The sequence below is a fragment of the Kitasatospora sp. NPDC051984 genome (genome assembly GCF_044593455.1).
Taxonomy (GTDB): domain Bacteria; phylum Actinomycetota; class Actinomycetes; order Streptomycetales; family Streptomycetaceae; genus Kitasatospora.
Window position 1 is genome coordinate 77,097 of record NZ_JBIUCB010000007.1, and the last position, 18,749, is coordinate 95,845.

General features: G+C 72.5%; 17 protein-coding genes. 14 read left to right on the forward strand and 3 right to left on the reverse strand.

What is annotated here, in order from left to right; genetic code table 11:
* Nucleotides 1–406: 406 nt before the first annotated feature.
* The 7 genes from ACIHEI_RS16130 (at nt 407) to ACIHEI_RS16160 (ending at nt 8,933) form a co-directional block, all read left to right on the forward strand.
* The gene (locus ACIHEI_RS16130) at nt 407–2,410 is read left to right on the forward strand and encodes a LodA/GoxA family CTQ-dependent oxidase (protein WP_396607027.1); all 2,004 of its coding nucleotides are present in this window, start codon (nt 407–409) and stop codon (nt 2,408–2,410) included.
* On the forward strand, nt 2,407–3,552 hold the full coding sequence (locus ACIHEI_RS16135) for a tryptophan 7-halogenase (protein ID WP_396607028.1): 1,146 nt from the start codon (nt 2,407–2,409) through the stop codon (nt 3,550–3,552). Before ACIHEI_RS16130 ends, ACIHEI_RS16135 begins: the two co-directional genes overlap by 4 nt.
* Complete coding sequence (locus ACIHEI_RS16140; protein ID WP_396607029.1) at nt 3,525–4,250, forward strand: hypothetical protein; 726 nt, start codon at nt 3,525–3,527, stop codon at nt 4,248–4,250. The genes ACIHEI_RS16135 and ACIHEI_RS16140 overlap by 28 nt, the downstream gene beginning before the upstream one ends.
* Nucleotides 4,251–4,566: 316 nt before the next feature.
* A complete protein-coding gene (locus ACIHEI_RS16145) occupies nt 4,567–5,673 on the forward strand; it encodes a hypothetical protein (RefSeq protein ID WP_396607030.1) in 1,107 nt (368 codons plus the stop codon).
* A 148-nt stretch (nt 5,674–5,821) separates the two neighbouring features.
* A complete protein-coding gene (gene ctaD, locus ACIHEI_RS16150; RefSeq protein WP_396607031.1) occupies nt 5,822–7,552 on the forward strand; it encodes a cytochrome c oxidase subunit I in 1,731 nt (576 codons plus the stop codon).
* The gene (locus tag ACIHEI_RS16155; RefSeq protein WP_396607032.1) at nt 7,549–7,917 is read left to right on the forward strand and encodes a hypothetical protein; all 369 of its coding nucleotides are present in this window, start codon (nt 7,549–7,551) and stop codon (nt 7,915–7,917) included. The genes ctaD and ACIHEI_RS16155 overlap by 4 nt, the downstream gene beginning before the upstream one ends.
* A 167-nt stretch (nt 7,918–8,084) precedes the next feature.
* Nucleotides 8,085–8,933 (forward strand): LLM class F420-dependent oxidoreductase, encoded by an 849-nt coding sequence (locus tag ACIHEI_RS16160; RefSeq protein WP_396607033.1) that lies wholly within the window; start codon nt 8,085–8,087, stop codon nt 8,931–8,933.
* Nucleotides 8,934–8,940: 7 nt separating this feature from the next.
* Here the strand turns inward: ACIHEI_RS16160 and ACIHEI_RS16165 are convergent, their stop codons facing one another.
* Entirely contained in the window at nt 8,941–9,993 is a 1,053-nt protein-coding gene (locus ACIHEI_RS16165) for an aldo/keto reductase (protein ID WP_396607034.1), read from the reverse strand.
* A gap of 96 nt (nt 9,994–10,089) precedes the next feature.
* Between ACIHEI_RS16165 and ACIHEI_RS16170 the strand changes: the two genes are divergently transcribed.
* The 5 genes from ACIHEI_RS16170 (at nt 10,090) to ACIHEI_RS16190 (ending at nt 12,975) form a co-directional block, all read left to right on the forward strand.
* Nucleotides 10,090–10,506 (forward strand): MerR family transcriptional regulator, encoded by a 417-nt coding sequence (locus ACIHEI_RS16170; RefSeq protein ID WP_396607035.1) that lies wholly within the window; start codon nt 10,090–10,092, stop codon nt 10,504–10,506.
* Nucleotides 10,507–10,684: 178 nt separating this feature from the next.
* On the forward strand, nt 10,685–11,089 hold the full coding sequence (locus ACIHEI_RS16175; protein WP_396607036.1) for an SsgA family sporulation/cell division regulator: 405 nt from the start codon (nt 10,685–10,687) through the stop codon (nt 11,087–11,089).
* A 49-nt stretch (nt 11,090–11,138) separates the two neighbouring features.
* Nucleotides 11,139–11,522: a VOC family protein gene (locus ACIHEI_RS16180; protein ID WP_396607037.1), complete on the forward strand. Its 384-nt coding sequence runs from the start codon at nt 11,139–11,141 to the stop codon at nt 11,520–11,522.
* A gap of 56 nt (nt 11,523–11,578) precedes the next feature.
* A complete protein-coding gene (locus ACIHEI_RS16185) occupies nt 11,579–12,739 on the forward strand; it encodes an anion permease (RefSeq protein ID WP_396607038.1) in 1,161 nt (386 codons plus the stop codon).
* Nucleotides 12,736–12,975, forward strand: a complete 240-nt coding sequence (locus ACIHEI_RS16190; protein ID WP_392945721.1) for a hypothetical protein — start codon at nt 12,736–12,738, stop codon at nt 12,973–12,975. The genes ACIHEI_RS16185 and ACIHEI_RS16190 overlap by 4 nt, the downstream gene beginning before the upstream one ends.
* 24 nt (nt 12,976–12,999) lie before the next feature.
* Here the strand turns inward: ACIHEI_RS16190 and ACIHEI_RS16195 are convergent, their stop codons facing one another.
* Complete coding sequence (locus ACIHEI_RS16195; protein ID WP_396607039.1) at nt 13,000–15,192, reverse strand: MMPL family transporter; 2,193 nt, start codon at nt 15,190–15,192, stop codon at nt 13,000–13,002.
* Nucleotides 15,193–15,497: 305 nt separating this feature from the next.
* Here ACIHEI_RS16195 and ACIHEI_RS16200 point away from each other — a divergent pair, with 305 nt between their 5' ends.
* Both ACIHEI_RS16200 and ACIHEI_RS16205 read left to right on the forward strand, forming a co-directional pair.
* Complete coding sequence (locus ACIHEI_RS16200; RefSeq protein WP_396607040.1) at nt 15,498–16,754, forward strand: sensor histidine kinase; 1,257 nt, start codon at nt 15,498–15,500, stop codon at nt 16,752–16,754.
* Nucleotides 16,751–17,437, forward strand: coding sequence for a response regulator (locus ACIHEI_RS16205; protein ID WP_392945727.1), 687 nt, complete (start codon nt 16,751–16,753; stop codon nt 17,435–17,437). The genes ACIHEI_RS16200 and ACIHEI_RS16205 overlap by 4 nt, the downstream gene beginning before the upstream one ends.
* Nucleotides 17,438–17,472: 35 nt before the next feature.
* Here ACIHEI_RS16205 and ACIHEI_RS16210 read toward each other — a convergent pair whose 3' ends face one another.
* The gene (locus ACIHEI_RS16210; protein WP_396607041.1) at nt 17,473–18,684 is read right to left on the reverse strand and encodes a GDSL-type esterase/lipase family protein; all 1,212 of its coding nucleotides are present in this window, start codon (nt 18,682–18,684) and stop codon (nt 17,473–17,475) included.
* Nucleotides 18,685–18,749 lie beyond the last annotated feature (65 nt).

Sequence of the window (18,749 nt, forward strand, 5' to 3'; positions counted from 1 at the left end):
GGGTGTCGACGCTCCGGACCGGGGGGTACGGGGGTCGGCACTGGAGGGGGGAGGCGTCCCGACCGGGGGGTAGGGGCGTCGATGAAGGGGGAGCGGCGTCCTGACCGGGGGGTAAGGGCGTCCACGAGGGGGGAACGGCGTCCCGACCGGGGGGTAGGGGCGTCAACGAGGGGGAAGGGGCCGGCGTCCGTGGGGGGGCGGAGCCGGCGCCTGCCCCGTTTTGGGGTTCTGCGGGGCGGGGCCCGTTGAGGTGATTGTCGGATGAGTGGGCTGCGAGCCGTCGGGGGCGGTCGGGGCCGAGCTGCCAGGGTGGCTGACGGCTCATCCCTCCTGCCCCGCGCGTGCCGTGCGCTTCTCGGGCCCGTGCGGGCAACCCCCGACCACGGACGAAGAGGACATCGCAGCGATGACCGACGAGATCGCCTACGCCCGGATCCATCCCGCCATCGGCATGGCCCGGATCGGTAACAGCACCCGCGAGGACGGCTGGTTCTACGGACCGGAGACGCCGGATCCGGAACCCGCGCCGGTCGGCTTCTACAAGGACGACAGCGGAGCGATCAAGCGTCAGGCCGCCCGGTTCCGGATCTACGGCTACGACAGCCGGCACCAGGTGGTGCGTGAACTCACCGCCACCGAGGCGGGGGTGACGATCGAGTGGGCCGTGCACGTGGCCAACCGGAAGGCCGACTGGTACAACTTCGACCTCGCGCTGGACATCCCCGACATGAAGGGCCAGGCGTCGGCCCGCCGCAACCTCAAGCAGGCGGACCGCGGCAGCCTGATCATCGACCCCGGGCCCAAGACCCTGACCGCCGGGACCAAGGACGTCGTCGAGTTCACCGGCGGCACCTTCCTAGGCAAGTCGGTTCCGCTCGGCCGGATGCACACCGACGACCAGGGCCGCCTGGTCGTTCTCGGCGGCACCGGCGACTCCGGGGCGCCCGGCGGCGAGCCGTTGCACTCGTTCGGCAACAACGACGGCTGGTACGACGACACTTCGGACGGCCCGGTCACCGCGACCCTCACCCTCGGCGGCAAGGAGGTTCCGGTGCAGGGCGCGTGGGTGGTGGTCGCCCCGCCCAACTACGGCCCGGACCTGAAGGCCGTGCGCACCCTGTGGGACGTGCTGCACGACGTGTTCGGCGCAGGTGCCGGTTTCGGCGACAACGACGAGGACGGCGTCAACTTCCAACGGGACATCGAGCCGATCCTGCGGCGGTTCTGCGAACTCCAGTGGGCCAACAAGGGGTTCGCCACCCACTTCGGCTTCGGCGGCCCCGAGGACTTCCTCGCCCCGGAGCTGCTGAAGCGCCTGTCCAGCCCGGCCGAACGCAACCGCGAGCTGCGCCACCAGGTGCTCACCACGATGCGTGACTACAGCCGCGACGGCATGTCGCCGGTGCCGTGGCCGTGGATCTACGGCGACGCGATGGCCCGGACGCCCAAGTCGGCGCTCCAGTACCTGGCGCTGTCCGACACCCAGATCACGCACCTGATCGCCTGGTCCAAGGGCGAGTTCAGCACCACCCCGTGGCGGGGCTTCCCGCGCCGGCTGGAGGACGCCGAGGTCGCCGACCAGCCCGGCCTGCTGGACCGCGCCGCCCTCGACTTCTGCCTCGCCGACGCCTTCCACCCCGGCTGCGAAGTCACCTGGCCGATCCGGCACTCGTCGATGTTCGAGCACCCGTTCCGGATCCTGCGCCGCCCCGACGGGCAGCAAGAACCCGACTACGGGCCGCAGTTGAGCGCCGAGCGGGCTCTCGGCCCCGACGGCCCGCTGCACGCCCAGGGCCCCGGCGACCTCACCCGCTGGATGGCGATCCCCTGGCAGACCGACACCGCCAGCTGCCGGGCCGGCTACGAGATCCAGGCGCTGCCGCCCGACCGCTACGACCCGTACGTGCCGACCTTCTGGCCCGCCCGGGTGCCCAACCACGTGCTCACCGACGAAGACTTCCGGATCGTCAACAAGGAGGACGGGCAGGGCAGTTCGGACGAGGAGCGGGAGGACGCGTTCGCCCGCCGGGCGTCCTGGCTGCGCGGCCTGTTCGGCGAGTACCCCGACCAGCTGGCGCAGGCCGTCAGGGAGTGGCACCACTTCGGCATCGTCGAGACCCGCCAATACACCGTCGGCGACGGGAAGTTCCCGCCGGTGATTCAGGTCGAGTCCGTTCCGGGCTTCGATCTGGAGGGCGTTCCGCACGACCGCAACCTGGTGACCGTGCACGTGCCGGAGACCTCCGTGCTGGACGTCACCACCGTCAGCGGCGTGCTCGGCGACGCCGTCGAACGCACCGGCTTCCGGGCCGAGCAGATCACCGTCGGCTACATCGACAAGCTCGACCCGTTCGGCGAGGAGGCCGCCAACGGGGGCGGCGCCCGCCCGGCGGAGCCCACCAACAAGTGACCCGCTACGACGTCCTGGTGGCCGGCGGCGGACCGGCGGGCGCGGCCGCCGCGCTGACGCTGGTCAGGGCCGGGCGCAGCGTGCTGCTCGCCGACGCCGGACGCGGCCCCGCGCCCGTCGGCGAGGCGCTGCCGGCCGCCGCCCGGGTGCTGCTCGGCGACCTCGGCGCGGGCGGCGTCCTGACGGCCGGCCATCTGCCGTGCCTGGCCAACCGCTCCGCCTGGGGCGGGCCCCGGCTGGCGTCCACCGACAGCGTCTTCGACCCGCACGGCCACGGCTGGCACCTGGACCGCGTCCTGTTCGACCGTCAACTGCGCGAGTGCGCCCGGGCGCAGGGCGCGCACCTGGTCGCCGGCGCGGTGCGGATCAACGGGCGGGCCAGGGGCGGCAGTTGGCGCGTCGAGCTGCGCGGGGCGGGGGAGCGGCGGACGGTGCGCTGCCGGTGGCTGGTCGACGCCACCGGGCGGCGGGCCGCGCTCGCCACCGCGTGCGGGGCGCGGCGCCGCACCGGTGACCGGCTGGTGGCGCTGCACCTCACGCTGGGGCCCGCCGACCCGGCCGACCCGGACACCACCACCACCGTCGAGGCCGCCCCCGACGGCTGGTGGTACACCGCGCCGCTGCCCACCGGCCGCCGCCTGCTGGTCTGGTACACCGACGCGGACCTGCCCGCCGCCGACCCCGGACTACCGGCGTTCGCGGCCCGGCTGGCCGCCACCCGGCACGTCCTCGACCTGGCGGCCCGGCACCCGTGGCCCGCCGGCGCCGCACCCCGGCGGGCCCCCGCGCACACCGCCCGGCTGGCGGACGTCACCGGCGACGGCTGGATCGCCGCCGGGGACGCCGCGGCGGCCTTCGACCCGCTGTCCTCGCAGGGCATCCTCACCGCCCTGTACACCGGCCTGGCCGCCGGCCGCGCCGTGCACGCCCGGCTGTCCGGCCGGCCCGGGGCGCTCGACGCGTACCGCGCCGAGCTGGCCGCCATCGACGCGGCCTACCTGCGCAACCACCGCACCCACTACTGCGCCGAACAGCGCTGGCCCGACCGGCCGTTCTGGCGCCGCCGCCACCCGCACCCCGGCGGGAGCGGACACCCGACCCCCTTGGAGACCGCATGTCCACCGACCCCCGTGCCGACGTGACCAGCCGCGCCGCCGACGCCCCCCGGCACGGCCACCGCTTCCTGCTGCTCGGCCGGAAGACGATCTTCAGCTACCACCTGGCGCTGTACCACGTTCCCGTGCACGCCTTCCAGATGATCACCCTGTTCGGCCTGTCCGACGAGCTCCGCGCGCTGTACCTGAAGGACCTCGCCGAGCACGAGCGCGAGCAGGTCTACTACGCGCTGTTCTCCGAGGGCCACTGGCCGCTCAAGGAGATCGTCGACGGCACCCGCCGCTCGCTCCCGGTGGAACTGGAGCGCGTCACCGTGGACGAACAGGGCAACCGCACCTTCACCACCATCCTGCCCGCCACCGACGCCACCTGCCGCAAGGAGGACGTCCTGCACTACCAGCCGCTCGACGCCACCGGCTACCCCGACTACCTGACCCTGCTCTCCTTCGGCCAGGGCGACGAAGTGCACCTCGCCCACCAGCTCGCGGCGTCGCCCAACTGGGACGAGGTGGTCACCACCGTCGAACCGCAGGGCTTCGGGCCCGCCGACCTGCGCCCCGCCGGGACGGTCACCATCCCGTCGATCAAGGACGCCCACGGGGTGGTCGGCAAGAGCCCGCTGGTCACCGGCGGGAAGTACCAGGGCCGGATCGACGGCCGGACCGTCAACTTCATCGCGGGCCGCCAGGGTTGGTGGAACAACACCTCCCTGAACGCCAAGTAACCCGGCCCCCACCGGTAACAGGACGTCCCGGCCGCCCCAGGAATCGATGGCCACTACGCCACAACCGGTAGCCGGCGCTCCGTCGGCAGGCACGGTCGGTTGTCGTGCGAACGGCCGCCCGCCGTAGCCGGACGTATCGGTTCCGGTCAGGACGCTGGGCCACCGGACGGCGCCCCGCCTAGCATGTGTGGCCACCGGACTCCCCGTGCCACCACGCACCGCGCACCGCACCGTCCGCCTCGCCGGGTGCCGCCCGGCCTCGCGCGCCCCGTCCCCCTTCTCGGACGGGGCGCTCCACCTTGGGGGTTGACCGCCCATGCACACCGGATCCGCCGCACCGCCCGCCCGGCCCGTCCGGGCCGTCCTGCTGGTCCTGGCCCTGCTGGCCGCGCTGCTCGCCGCCGCCGTCCCCGCCGCGGGCCCCGCGCACGCCGCCGTCCCCGACCGCTGGGGCTTCGCCTACCTCGACAACCCGACGCCGCCGCCCGGCTACGTCCCCGACCCGTCGCGCCAGTGGGGCAGTTGGCCGTCCCCGGGGACCAACCCCGTCAGGGTCGACCAGCTCGGCACCGGCAGCTACGTGGTGCACTTCCCGCTGATCGCCGGGCCCGGCGGCGTCGCCCACGTCACCGCCGTCAACCGCTCCGGCACCTGGTGCCAGGCGGCAGGCTGGACCGCCGCCGGCAGCGGAATCGACGTCGGCGTGAGCTGCTACCGGCCCGGCGGCGCGCCCGACGACTCGCAGTTCACCGTGCTGTACACCGCCAGCAGCGGCGCCCCCCTCCCGCCCGGGGCCGGCTATGCCTACCTGGACTCCACCCCGGGCGGCACGCTGCTCGACCAGTACAACTCCTCCGGTGGCAGCAACCTCTCCAGCCACGGCTCCACCGGCATCTGGAAGGCCTGGCTGCCCGGCGTCGGGGGCGCCGGTTACCTCGGCAACGTCGAGGTCACCGCCGTCGACCCCGGCCAGGGCGCCCGCTGCAAGGTCACCGAATGGGGACCGTCCAGCAGCGGCCAGACCCTCGTGGTCAACTGCTTCGACGCCTCGGGCGCGCTCTTCGACACCGAATGGACGCTCAGCTACTCGGTCAGGCGCGCCGTGCACGGGCCCGCGATCCCGCCCAAGAACTTCGGCTACCTCTGGTACAACGGCTCGGTGCCGGCCGCCACCAACTTCAACTCGGCCGGCGGCACCAACACGCTGGCCGTCGGCATCCCCAGCACCGCCACCCTGCCGAGCCTCGCCGTGCCCGCCGACCACGCCCAGGTCACCGCGTTCGGCAGCGGCGCCGGGTACTGCCAGCTCGCACTGCCCTGGGCGCGCAGCTCCGGCAGCGTCCAGCTGTACCCGATCTGCTTCACCCCTGGGGGTGGGCCCACCACCGCACCGTTCTTCACCGCGTACACCTCGGCGTTCTGACGAGTGTTCTGACGCTGCATCGTTTTTGCGCCCCGCCCCCCTGTCCTCGGGAGGCGGGGCGTGGTGCGTCCACAAGCCGTTTCGTAACCGTACGGGTTCAGGTGATTACTGATAGAGATGGGGGGTCCGTCTCGGCAAGGGAGCCGCCATGACCGTCCTGACCGACCGCAATCCGTCGCCCGTGGCGGAACCCGATACGCGCGGCGCAGCGCGCAAACCCGGGAGCGTGCTGGTCCGCTGGATCACCACCACCGACCACAAGACGATCGGCAGCCTTTATCTGATCACGTCGTTCGCGTTCTTCCTGATCGGCGGAGTGATGGCGCTGATCATGCGGGCCGAACTGGCCAGGCCGGGCACGCAGATCGTCTCCAACGAGCAGTTCAACCAGCTGTTCACCATGCACGGCACGGTGATGCTGCTGGTGTTCGCCACCCCGCTGTTCTCGGGTTTCGCGAACTGGATCATGCCGTTGCAGATCGGTGCGCCGGACGTCGCGTTCCCACGGCTGAACATGTTCGCCTACTGGCTGTACCTGTTCGGCTCGCTGATCGTGGTGGGCGGCTTCCTCACTCCCAACGGCGCGGCGGACTTCGGCTGGTTCGCCTACTCGCCGCTGTCGGACGCGGTGCACTCGCCGGGCATCGGCGGCGACATGTGGATCATGGGCCTGGTGTTCTCCGGCTTCGGCACCATCCTCGGCTCGGTCAACTTCATCACCACGATCATCTGCATGCGAGCCCCCGGCATGACGATGTTCCGGATGTCGATCTTCGTCTGGAACACCCTGCTGACCGCCGTGCTGATCATCATGGTCTTCCCGCTGCTGGCCGCCGCGCTGCTCGCCCTGGAGGCCGACCGCAAGTTCGGCGCCCACGTCTTCGACCCCGGCAACGGCGGCCCGATCCTCTGGCAGCACCTGTTCTGGTTCTTCGGCCACCCCGAGGTGTACATCATCGCGCTGCCGTTCTTCGGCATCATCTCCGAGATCATCCCGGTCTTCGCCCGCAAGCCGATGTTCGGCTACTCCGGCCTGATCGCCGCCACCATCGCCATCTCCGGCCTGTCCCTCACGGTCTGGGCGCACCACATGTTCGTCACCGGCCAAGTGCTGCTGCCGTTCTTCTCCTTCATGACGCTGCTGATCGCCATCCCGACCGGCGTGAAGTTCTTCAACTGGATCGGCACCATGTGGAAGGGCTCACTGAGCTTCGAGACACCGATGCTGTGGGCCTTCGGCTTCCTGGTCACCTTCCTGTTCGGCGGCCTGACGGGCGTGCTGCTCGCCTCCCCGCCGATCGACTTCCACGTCTCCGACTCGTACTTCGTGGTCGCGCACTTCCACTACGTGGTGTTCGGCACCGTCGTCTTCGCGATGTTCGCCGGCTTCCACTTCTGGTGGCCCAAGATGACCGGCCGGATGCTCGACGAACGAATCGGCCGGATCTGCTTCTGGACGCTGTTCGTGGGCTTCCACACCACCTTCCTGGTCCAGCACTGGCTCGGCGCGGAAGGCATGCCCCGCCGCTACGCCGACTACCTGGCCTCCGACGGCTTCACCACCCTCAACATGATCTCCACCATCGGCTCCTTCCTGCTCGGCCTGTCGATGCTGCCCTTCCTCTACAACGTCTGGAAGACCGCCAAGTACGGCGAGAAGGTCGAGGTCGACGACGCGTGGGGCTGGGGCCGCTCGCTGGAGTGGGCGACCTCCTGCCCGCCGCCGCGGCACAACTTCGTCACCCTGCCGAAGATCCGTTCCGAATCCCCGACGTTCAACCTGCACCACCCCGACGTCCCCGACGAGCTCCAGGACGCCGGACACCAGGGCGGACGGCAGCAGGGGGCCCCGGCGATCCCGCGCGACGACCAGCGATGACCGAGCGGACGCCCACCGGCCCCTCCGTCGGCGCCGCCGGCGAGACCGACGCGGGCCTGCGGCAACTCGAGGGCTACCTGTACTGGCAGGACCAGACCCGGCAGGCCCGGCGCGCCGCAGCCGAGTTCGCCGACCTGCTGCCCTGGCTGACCGCCACGCAGCGCTTCGACCTGGAGCACCACTTCGCGCACGCCCAGCTCCAGGCCAGCCGGCGCCGGCTCGAACAGTTCCGGGAGACCCGCGAACGGCTCCGCGAGCAGTACGGCGCGCGCTACCGCCGGCTGCGCGCCCGCTGCCTGCTGGCCGCGCTGCTGGCGACCGTGCTCTGCACGACGGCGTTCCTGGCGATCGTCCGGCCGCACTGACCGGGCGCCACCGGTCGCCGGGGGTGTTCCCGGGACAGGCCGGGGACGGCCCGGGGAATGATCGAGGTCGCTCGCCTGTTCGGAGGTGGGTGAGCAGGGGCCGGTACGGCCCCGGCCGGTTCGCGGCCGGAGTCCGGGCCGGGGCAGGGGCGACGGAGGCGGGGATCATGGAACTGGGTGTGTACGGGCTGAGCGCCAAGGCGACGCTGGGGCCGGCCGATACGGCGCGGCTGGCGCGCAGGGCCGAGGAGTGGGGCTACCGGTCGTGGTGGGTCGGCGACCACGTGGTACTGCCCAGCCCCCGGGTGCCGGAGTCGCCGATGGCGCCCACTGATCCGATCCTCGATCCGCTGGTGCACCTGTCCTACGTCGCGGCGCTGACCGAACGCATGGAACTGGGCACCGGAATCCTCATCCTGCCGCAGCGCAACCCCGTGGTGCTGGCCAAGCAGGCCGCGAGCCTCGACGTGCTCTCCGGCGGCCGGCTGCTGCTCGGCGTCGCGCCCGGCTACCTGGAACCGGAGCTGGCCGCCGTCGGCGTGCGGCTCGCCGAGCGCGGCGGGCGCACCGACGAATACCTGGACGCGATGCGCCAGTTGTGGAGCTCGCCCGAGCCGGAGTTCCACGGCCGGTACGCCGACTTCGACCACGTGGACGCGCACCCGCGCCCCGTCCGGCCCGACGGCCCGCGGATCATGATCGGCGGCCACAGCCCCGCCGCCTACCGCCGGGCCGTGGCCAAGGGCCACGGCTGGATCGGCAACGGCCACAGCCCGCAGGACCTGGCCCGCCACCTCGACGGGCTGCGCAAGGCCGCGGCCGAGGTGACCCGGCCCGCGCACCTCGGCCGGCTGGAGATCAACTTCATGCAGATCGACCCGGTCGAGACCAGCCCCGACGACGCGCGGCGCTACGCCGACCTCGGCGTCGACCGGCTGCTGCTCTACCCGTTGCCGCTGGAGGACCCGGCGGACGTCGAAGCCTTCCTGCGACGGCACGCCGACCTGCCCCGCTGAGCGGTCGTCAGCGGTCCGCCGCCGCGCGCTCGGTGGCCGGGCGGCGCCGCGCGGACGGGGCGAGCGCAGGGGGAGTCCAGACACCGTCAGGGTGGTACACGTTGGTGCCCGGCGCGACGATCGCGTCGATCCGGTCCAGCGCCGCGTCGTCCAGCACCAGCGAGGCGCCCTTCAGCAGCCCCTCCAGCTGCTCCACTGTGCGCGGACCGATGATCACCGAGGTGACCGCCGGGTGCGCCAGCGGGAACGCCACCGCCAGCTCCGGCAGCGTGCAGCCCAACTCGTCGGCGAGCTCGACCAGTTGCTCCACCGCCTCGAGCTTGCGGGCGTTCACCGGCAGTGCCGGGTCGAAGCGGTGCGGGTGCAGCGCCGCCCGGCCCGAGGACAGGTCGATCGTGCCGCCCTTGCGGTGACGGCCGGTCAGGAAGCCCGACGCCAGCGGGCTCCACGTCAGCACGCCCATGCCGTAGCGCTGCGCCACCGGCAGCACCGAGGACTCGATGCCGCGCGCCAGGATCGAGTACGGCGGCTGCTCGGTCCGAAAGCGCGGCAGCGCCCGGCGCTCCGCCACCCAGTGCGCCTCGACGATCTGCTCGGCCGGGAAGGTCGAGCAGCCGAACGCCCGGATCTTGCCCTGCCGGACCAGGTCGCCCAGCACCGACAGGGTCTCCTCGACGTCCGTCCGGTGGTCCGGCCGGTGCACCTGGTACAGGTCGATCCAGTCGGTGCGCAGCCGCCGCAGGCTGTCCTCGACCGCCTGCGTGATCCACCGCCGCGAGTTCCCGCCCCGGTTCGGCCCCTGGCCCATCGGGAAGTGCACCTTGGTGGCCAGCACCACGTCCTCGCGCCGCCCCTGCAGCGCCTTGCCGACGATCTCCTCCGACTCGCCCGCCGAATACATGTCCGCGGTGTCGACGAAGTTGATCCCGGCGTCGAGCGCCGCGTGCACCAGCCGGATGCCCTCCTGGTGGTCCGGGTTGCCGACCGACCCGAGCATCATGGTGCCGAGGCAGTGTGCGCTCACCTCGATGCCGGTGAGTCCGAGAGTCCGGTAACGCATGGTCAATCCCCTTTGTCTGGCTGTTCGTTGTGCGGCGCGCCGGTAGTCACTGTAGGAACTGGAGTGGGCTCTAGATCAACTCTCTATGCTGATCCGATGCAGACCCCGCCCACCCCGGCCGCGCCCCTGACCATCGGCCAGGTCGCCGGACGCACCGGCCTGAGCGTGCACGCCCTGCGCTTCTACGAACGCGAGGGAATCCTCGCCGCCCCCGTGCGGCGCACCTCCGGCGGCGGGCGCCGCTACAGCGAGAGCGACGTCGAGTGGCTCAACCTGTGCATCGTGCTGCGCGCCTCCGGCATGCCCATCCCCGACATCCGCCGCTACACCGAACTCGCCCGCACCGGCGCCGGCACCGAACCCGACCGGCTCGCCCTGCTGCGTGCGCACGAGGCCCGGGTGATCGATCAACTCGCGGAGCTGCAACGGTCGTTGGACCTTGTGCGGTACAAGGTCGCGGTGTACGAGGACTATCTGGAGCAGCATCCGCAGGGCGCTGCTCCGGCGTGCTGAGCCGAGAGTTCAGGCGCCGTTCGCGGGGCGGGCCGCGGGCTGGGCGCCGCCGAGCACGTGCGCGAAGGCGACGCGGGCAGACGGCGGTGCCTCTGCGGTTGTGAAGGTTCGGGGTGCGAGGCGCTGGGGCGGGCGGGGCGGGGTAGCCGCCGGGGGACACCGAAGGAGGGCTTCTCGTATGACAGTCTCCGCCGCCCGGGCCACCCGGGTCACGTTGCCGGACAGTCCGCACCCCGAGGCCTGCGTCGAAGCGTGGCTGGGGTTCGACGCCAACGAGCCGTACGCCGTGTGCCTGATGTTTCCGCCGTTGCGGGCCGAGGACGAGCCCATCGAGTGGTGGTTCGCCCGGGACCTGCTGGACGCGGGGCGGCACGCCCGGGCCGGGCGGGGGGACGTGACGGTTGCGCCCGGGCCCGGCGGGGCTGTGCACGTCACGTTGCGGGGCGAGACAGGGGAGGCGGTGATCAGGGTTCCGGGCGAGGTGGTGGACGGCTTCCTGGGCGACTGCTTCGCGCTGATTCCGGCGGGTGCCGAGTCGTTGCAGCTCGACCTCGATGCCGAGTTGGTGCGGCTGCGGGCCTGAAGCGTCCGGGAGTTGGCGTGCGGTCGGCGGATCGGGGAGACTCGCGCGCATGGTTTCGGTAGTGCAGAACGTGGCGATCGACTGCGCCGACGCGTACGGACTGGCCCGGTTCTGGGCCGAGGTGACGGGCCGGCCGATCGATTCGGACGCGGCGCCGGGGGACCGGGAGACGCAGGTGTCGCTCGGTGGTGGGCTGGTGCTGTACTTCAACCAGGTGCCCGAGCCCAAGACGGTCAAGAACCGCGTCCATCTGTGCCTGCGCCCCGAGACCGCGCGCGACGGGGAGGTCGAGCGGCTGCTGGGCCTCGGCGCGGCCTTCGTCGCCGACCGCCGCAACCCCGACGGCACCGGGTGGGCCGTGCTGGCCGATCCCGAGGGCAATGAGTTCTGCGTGCTGCGCAGCCGTGCCGAGCGGGTCGCGGCGGCGGACTGAGCCGATCGGCGTGCCACGCCGATTCGGGATCGGGAATGCCCGGTAGATTCGGGCCCGTGACCGGCAACGACGCGGTCCTGGCGTTGATGGTGGTCACGGCGCTGGGGTTCGATTTCACCAACGGGTTTCACGACACGGGCAATGCGATGGCGACGTCGATCGTCACCGGTGCCCTCCCACCGCGAGTGGCGGTCGCCGTCTCGGCGGTGCTGAACCTGGTCGGGGCGTTCCTGTCGACCGCGGTGGCGGCGACCATCGCCAACGGGCTGGTTGAAACCGGGGTGGTGACCTTGACCGTGGTCTGCGCCGGGCTGACCGGCAGCATCCTGTGGAACCTGGCGACCTGGTACCTCGGGATCCCGTCCAGCTCCTCGCACGCGCTGATCGGCGGCGTGATCGGGGCGACGATGGCGGCGGCCGGGGCCTCGGCCGTGAAGTGGCAGGGCCTGGTCTCCAAGGTGATCGTGCCCGCCGCTCTGTCGCCGTTCATCGCCGGCGCGGTGGCCGCGACCGGCACCGTGCTGGTCTACCGGTTCACCCGGGGCGTCGCCGAGGACAGGCGCGGGCGCGGGTTCCGGTACGGCCAGATCGGTTCGGCGTCGATGGTCTCGCTCGCCCACGGCACCAACGACGCGCAGAAGACCATGGGCGTCATCACGCTGGCCCTGATCGCCAACGGCACCCTGCCCGCCGGGTCGAAGGCACCGGACTGGGTGATCCTGTCCTGCGCGGTGGCGATCGCGCTGGGCACGTACATCGGCGGCTGGCGGGTGATCCGGACCCTCGGCAAGGGGCTGGTGGAGATCGAGCCGCCGCAGGGGATGGCCGCCGAATCGGCCTCGGCGGCCGTGATCCTCTGCTCCACCGACTTCGGCTACTCGCTCTCCACCACCCACGTCGCCACCGGATCGATCCTGGGCTCGGGCATCGGCCGCACCGGCGCGATGGTGCGCTGGCAGCTCGCCCGGCGGATGGTGACCGCCTGGGTGTTCACGCTGCCGGCTGCCGCGCTGGCCGGCGCGGTGGCCTACCGGATCGCCGACGGGATCGGCGGGACGGCGGGCGTGGTGGTGATCTTCGTGCTGCTGGTGCTGGCATCGACGGCGTTCTACATCGCGTCCCGCCGGGCGGCCGTGACGCCGGACAACGTCAACGCCGAGTGGACGGGCTCGGTGACGCCCCAGCCCGTCAAGGCCAACAACCGGGTGAGCCCGTGAACTCCTGGATCAACCTGGACGCGCTCTGGCGGATCGTCGTGGTCGGCCTGCTCACCGGCGCCGGCCTCCCCGCCCTGTTCGCCATCGGGCTGCGCCTGCTCAACCCGCCCGGCACGTCCGTGACGGCGGCGCGGCCGACCGCCGGAGCGGTCGGCCGCGTACTGGCCGGGCTGATCTTCGCGGTGGTGCTCGCGGCGATCGGCTGGGGAATCTCGGTGATCGTCAACCACCGGTGAGCGCCCGGCCCGCTGCCGGGTGGTTCAACTGGCGCTCCGCTCGAAGGAGTTGACGGGCTCCGGGGCGGAGTGGGTGGCGCGGGCGGTGGGGCGCAGGGGCCACCAGAGGGCGCGGCCGAGGAGGGCGGCGAGGGCGGGGACGAGAGCCAGGGAGAGGACGGCGGCGGAGAGCAGGATGCCGAGGGTGAGGGCGAAGGCGATCTGTTCGGTGCCGGGGGTCGCGGCGAGGGTGGCGAAGGAACCGGCCAGCACCAGGCCGGCGGTGGCGATGGTGGGGGCGGTGTGGCGGACGGCGCGGGCGACGGCGGCGCGGGCGGAACCGGGACCGCGCATCTCCTCGCGGATCCGGTCGGTGATCAGGATGTTGTAGTCGGTGCCGAGCGCCACCACGAACAGGAACAGCACCAGCGGCAGGGTGAAAGCGACACCGGGTTCGGACCGCAGGTGCTGGAAGACCAGGGTGGACGCGCCCAGCGTGGCGGTGAAGCCCGCGCCGACGGCGAGCATCAGCGCCAGCGGGGCCAGCAGACTGCGCAGGAGCAGCAGCAGGATGACGGCGATGAGCGCCGCCGCGACCGGGAAGACCAGCTTCAGGTCGTGGTCGATGGCGGTGGAGATGTCCGCGAAGATTGCCGCCGTACCGCCGACGTGGGCGCTCGTCCCGGCGGGGGTGTGCGCGGCGACGGCGGCGCGGACGGGGCCGGAGACCAGGTCGCGGGCCTGCTGGCTCTGCGGGTCGGCGGTCGGGTAGAGGTCGATGCGGGCGGCCCGGCCGTCGGGGCTGAGGGCCGTCCGGCCGACCTGGCCGATGCCGTCCACCCGGGCCAGCTCCTTGGCCAGACCGTCCAGTTGAGCCACCGCGACGGGGCCGCCGTTGTTCGCCGTGACGTACACCGTGGTCGGGTCGGAGACGCCCGCCGGCAGTGCCCGGGAGATCTCGGCGGCGGTGGCGGTCGCCGGGGTGCCAGAGGAGGCGGGCGGGCTGTAGTTCATCCGGATGCCCACCATGCCGGCGGTCAGCGCGCCCAGCAGCGCGACGGACGCCAGCAGCAGGGCCGCCGGACGCCGGGCGACCAACTCGCCGAACCGGCCCGCGAAACCCTCCCGGGCCGGGCGGCGCAGCGCGCGGGACGGCCAGAACATCCCCCGGCCGCAGGCGGCGAGCAGTGCGGGCATCAGGGTGAGGCTGGCCAGCAGCATGACCAGCACGGCGACCGCGACGGCCGGACCGAGCGAACGGAAATCGCCGAAGCTCGCCACACCCAGAGTGGCGAACGCCGCCACGATGGTCAGCGCGGCGGAGGTGATCGCCGTGCCGACCCGGCCCGCGACCTCGGCCGCCGCCTCCCGGACGGGCTGCTCGGGCCGGGCCCGCAGCTGCTCGCGGAACCGGAACAGCAGGAACAGCAGGTAGTCGACGCCGATGCCGAGCAGCACCACCGTGATCAGACTCGACGTGGACGGGGACAGCTTCAGCCCGGTGAGCGCCGCCGCCCCGGCCACCGCCCCGCTTGCCGCGCCGCCGACGATCGCGACCGCCAGCAGCGGCAGCAGGGCCGCCAGCACGCTGCGGAACACCAGCACGTTGAGCAGCACGATCAGCCCGGCCAGCAGCGCGCTGCCGATCGCGGCGGCGGTCCGGTCCCTGTCGGCGGAGTCCGCCGAGTCGGCCAGGCCGCCGGTGAAGCCGGTGCGCATGCCGGCCTCGGCGAAGCGCTCGCGAGTATCGTCGCGGAAGGTCCGGTAGACGCTCTGCACACCCTCGTTCGAGGAGTCGCCGGTCAGTTCGACGGCGAGCAGTTCGAAGCTGCGGTCGGGGGCGAGCATCGCCGGGGCGACCTTCGGGGTCTGCGAGTGGTCGGGCACCAGGAAGGTCGGCTCGTCCTTCTTGCGCGGCATGACGATGCGGTGCTTGCCGAGCCGGTCCGCCTCGGCCTCGATCCGCTTCTGGTCGTCGTCGGTGAGCGCCCGGCCGTCGGTGCGGGCGACCAGGACGGTCACGACGGTGGCGTCCGGGTCCAGCCCGAAGTGGTCCTCGGCGATCCGCAGCGCGGCGGCCGAGTCGTAGCTGCGGGGCAGGAAGTCGCCGGACTGCGACTGGGTGACCTTGTCGAACAGCATCGGGCCGAGCCCCGTCAGTGCGATCCCCAGCACCGCCCAGACGGCGATGACCTTCCAGGCGTTTCTGGTGGCGAATCCGGTCAGTGCGCGGATCACGAAACCCTCCCGTTGATGGACGCGCACGCCGCCCCTGAAATCGGAGATCGGTGGGTGTGAACGTCGGTGTTTTCGCCGGGACTCTCCGGCCTGATCACAGCTCATCAGCCGATTCGGGCCCAGACGTCGGGTCGGCGGACGATCCGGGGCGGGGCCCGCGCTCCCGCCGCCCGGCAGGGCCTGGGACCGTGCTCCCAGCGAGAGCCACCGCAGGGGCCCATGTCCGGCCCGTCCGGCCGGTGCGAGAATGGGGCATCAGCGCAGATCAGCGACCCGGGGCCGACCGGGCACCGGGGAGTTGGGACATGACGGGGACGGTGGGTCCGGAGACGGCGGGCTCAGCAGCTTCGGGGACGGCGGGTTCAGCAGCTTCGGAGACGGCGGGCGCGCTCTCGCGTCGTTGGCCGGAGGGGCTGCCGTGGAGCCAGACCGATGCGCTGGTGGCCGTCGGCGCGAGCCTGCTGGACGTGCTCGGCTACCTGCTGTTCGCCGCAGCCGTAGGCGGCGTCGGCGTGCCCGGCTTCCTGCTCGCCCTGTGTTCCGGGATGCCGCTGCTGGCGCGCCGCACCCACCCGGTGCCGATGTACGCCGGCGTGCTGCTGCTCCAGGCGGCCACCAACCTGGCCGAGCCGGTCGGCATCCACTTCGGTGCCGTCCTGACAGTGGCGCTGTACACGCTCGCCCGCCACGCCCGGCTCCGGGTGACCGCCGCGGCCGTCGCCGTCACCTCGCTGATGACGGTGCTGACCCAGAGCCACTTCCGGGCGCCCAGTTGGGATGCCCTGGTCTCCGCACCGGCCTCCTGCGTGCTGGTGGCGGGCGCGGCCCTGGTGGTCGCCCGCTGGCAGCGCGAGGTGGCCGCCAACCGCCGGCTGATGGCCGACCGGGCGGTGGCCGAGGAACGCCGGCGCATCGCCCGGGAGCTGCACGACATCGTGGCCCACCACATCACCACCATGCAGTTGATGGCCGGCGGCGCCCGGGCCAACCTCGCCGACCCCGAGGTGGTCCGGGACGCCCTGATCACGCTGGAGTCCTCCGGCCGGCTCGCGCTGCGCGAGATGCGCCAACTGCTGGACGTCCTGCGGGCCGGCGACGAACCCGACGCCGCGCCGCCCGCCCCGCAACCCGGCACCGACGACCTCGAACGACTGGCGGACGACTCCCGCCTGGCCGGCCTGCCCACCGAACTGACCGTCCACGGCGCCCCGCGCCCGCTGCCGCCGAGCCTCGGCCTGACGGTCTACCGGATCGTCCAGGAGGCCCTGACCAACACCCGCAAGTACGCCGGCCCGAAGGCCCGCGCGACCGTCCGCCTGACGTACCGCCCGGACGCTGTGGTGGTCCTGGTGCGCGACGACGGTGTGGGTGCCGGCGGGGGAGCGGGTGGCGAGGGCGGCGGTCACGGCCTGATCGGCATGCGTGAGCGCGTCGCCCTGCACGGCGGCAGCCTCAGCTGCGGCCCGCACCCCGACGGCGGCTTCGCCGTCCTGGCCGAACTGCCCCTGACCGCCGACGAGACCGCCGGGGCCGAACCCCGGTACGGAGAGGTACCCGCATGAACGCCGCCGCCCCCGCGATCCGCGTCCTGGTCGCCGACGACCAGCCCCTGGTCCGCCGCGGACTGACACTGATCCTCTCCCCGAACCCGTCCTTCGAGGTGGTCGGCGAGGCCGAGAACGGCGAACAGGCCGTCGCCCTCGCCCAGCGCCTGCGCCCCGACGTGGTGGTGATGGACCTGCGGATGCCCGTCCTCGACGGCGTCGCCGCCACCGAACAGCTCGCCGGCCTCCTCCCCGAGTGCCGGGTGCTCGCGCTCTCCACCTTCGACCTCGACGAGTACGTGGTCGCCGCGCTGCGGGCCGGCGCCCACGGCTTCCTGCCCAAGGACGTCTCCCCCGAGGACCTCGCCACCGCGATCCGCACCGTCCACGCCGGTGACGCCGTGGTGGCGCCCCGCCTGCTCACCCGCCTGATCGCCACCCACGTCCGGTCCCCGCAGCCCGCCCCGCCGACCGCCGCCACCGCCTCGGTGGCCGACGACATCACGCCGCGCGAACGCGAGGTCTGGCGGCTGATGGCCACCGGGCTGGACAACAACGCGATCGCGGACGCGATGGAGATCAGCCCGTCCACGGTGAAGAACCACATCACCGGCCTGTTCGCCAAGCTCGACGTGCGCGACCGGGCACAGGCCGTCATCGCCGCCTACGAATCCGGGCTGATCACGCCGCAGCGATCCTGAGCGACCCGGACGGGCTGCTGCTTCCTGACGGTGCGTCAAGTCGAGTGAATGGCAGTGGAGTTGAAGGGCCGATCGGGGCCGAAGGCGTGGCGGGCGAAGTGTTCGCCGATTCGGCGGTGGGCGGCCGCGTCCGGGTGGAGGCCGTCGGGGAGCGGGAGTTCGGCGTACTCGTGTTCGCCGTACAGCCGGCGGCCGTCGAGGTAGTGCAGGTGCGGGTCGTCGAGCGCGCGCAGGCCGACGATCCGGGCCAGTTCCTCGCGGATGACGGTCAGCGTCAGGCGGCCGGCGGCGCGTTCGGCCGGGTCGCCGGTGGCGCGGAAGCGGAGCGTTCCGGCGGTGAAATCCGGCATCAAGGGGCCCGGGGTGTCCTCGTGCAACGGGCACAGTAGCGGGGAGACCAGCAGCAGCGGGGTGTGCGGGTGCCCTTCGCGGATCGTGTCCAGGAAGCCGTGCACCGCCGGGCCGAACGCGCGCAGGCGCATCGCGTCGCTGTTCACCACGTTGATGCCGACCTTCAGGCTGATCAGGTCGGCCCGCGCGTCCCGGATCGCCCGGGCCGTGAACGGGTCGAGCAGCGCGCTGCCGCCGAACCCCAGGTTGACCAGCTCCACGCCGCCGCGCGCCGCCGCGATCGCCGGCCAAGTCCCGGTCGGGTGGGCCGCGTTGGAGCCGTGGCTGATCGAACTGCCGTGGTGCAGCCAGATCTTGCGCCCACGCCCCGGGAGCGGCTCGACCGGCGCGTCGGTGCGCAGTGCGACCAACTCGGTGACCTCGGTGTGCGGCAGCCAGATCTCCACGTCCTTCGCCCGCCCCGGCAGGCCCGTGAACCGGGCCGCGCCGATCGGGCCCTCGGTGAGTTCGGCTTCCTGCGTCAGCAGATCCGTGACGGTGCGCAGATTGCCGCCCGCAACCGTGGCCTGAGCGGTCAGCCGCCCGTCGATCAGCAGGTCGTACACCCCGGCGGCGGGCGGCGGGAACCCCCGGTAGGCGCGCCTGGTCGGCAGCGTGTCCAGCTCGATCCGGGTGGCCGCCGTCCGGAACACCACCCGCACCCCCGACGGCTGCGCCTCCGCGACGGCCAACTGCCGGTCCGGCACCTGCCGCCGCGCCCGGCTCGGCAGCCGGTGCGGCAGCAGGCCGTGCGGGGTGATCTCGAAGTCGAGGTGGCCGCGCAGGAGTTGGGGGGTGATGGGGGTGGTGATCCAGTCCGGTGCTTCGGTGCTTGGTGCTTCAGCCTTGGGTGCCATGGCCTCTTCCTCGATCGCCTATGCGCATCATGCTGGTTCCTAAGTGGCTTAGGCAAATGTGGTGG

Excerpts from the sequence above, each read along its gene's own strand:
- ACIHEI_RS16130 (WP_396607027.1), top strand. The coding sequence starts at position 407 with ATGACCGACGAGATCGCCTACGCCCGGATCCATCCCGCCATCGGCATG.
- ACIHEI_RS16140 (WP_396607029.1), top strand. The coding sequence starts at position 3,525 with ATGTCCACCGACCCCCGTGCCGACGTGACCAGCCGCGCCGCCGACGCC.
- ACIHEI_RS16145 (WP_396607030.1), top strand. The coding sequence starts at position 4,567 with ATGCACACCGGATCCGCCGCACCGCCCGCCCGGCCCGTCCGGGCCGTC.
- ctaD (WP_396607031.1), top strand. The coding sequence starts at position 5,822 with ATGACCGTCCTGACCGACCGCAATCCGTCGCCCGTGGCGGAACCCGAT.
- ACIHEI_RS16155 (WP_396607032.1), top strand. The coding sequence starts at position 7,549 with ATGACCGAGCGGACGCCCACCGGCCCCTCCGTCGGCGCCGCCGGCGAG.
- ACIHEI_RS16160 (WP_396607033.1), top strand. The coding sequence starts at position 8,085 with ATGGAACTGGGTGTGTACGGGCTGAGCGCCAAGGCGACGCTGGGGCCG.
- ACIHEI_RS16165 (WP_396607034.1), bottom strand. The coding sequence starts at position 9,993 with ATGCGTTACCGGACTCTCGGACTCACCGGCATCGAGGTGAGCGCACAC.
- ACIHEI_RS16170 (WP_396607035.1), top strand. The coding sequence starts at position 10,090 with ATGCAGACCCCGCCCACCCCGGCCGCGCCCCTGACCATCGGCCAGGTC.
- ACIHEI_RS16175 (WP_396607036.1), top strand. The coding sequence starts at position 10,685 with ATGACAGTCTCCGCCGCCCGGGCCACCCGGGTCACGTTGCCGGACAGT.
- ACIHEI_RS16180 (WP_396607037.1), top strand. The coding sequence starts at position 11,139 with ATGGTTTCGGTAGTGCAGAACGTGGCGATCGACTGCGCCGACGCGTAC.
- ACIHEI_RS16200 (WP_396607040.1), top strand. The coding sequence starts at position 15,498 with ATGACGGGGACGGTGGGTCCGGAGACGGCGGGCTCAGCAGCTTCGGGG.
- ACIHEI_RS16205 (WP_392945727.1), top strand. The coding sequence starts at position 16,751 with ATGAACGCCGCCGCCCCCGCGATCCGCGTCCTGGTCGCCGACGACCAG.
- ACIHEI_RS16210 (WP_396607041.1), bottom strand. The coding sequence starts at position 18,684 with ATGGCACCCAAGGCTGAAGCACCAAGCACCGAAGCACCGGACTGGATC.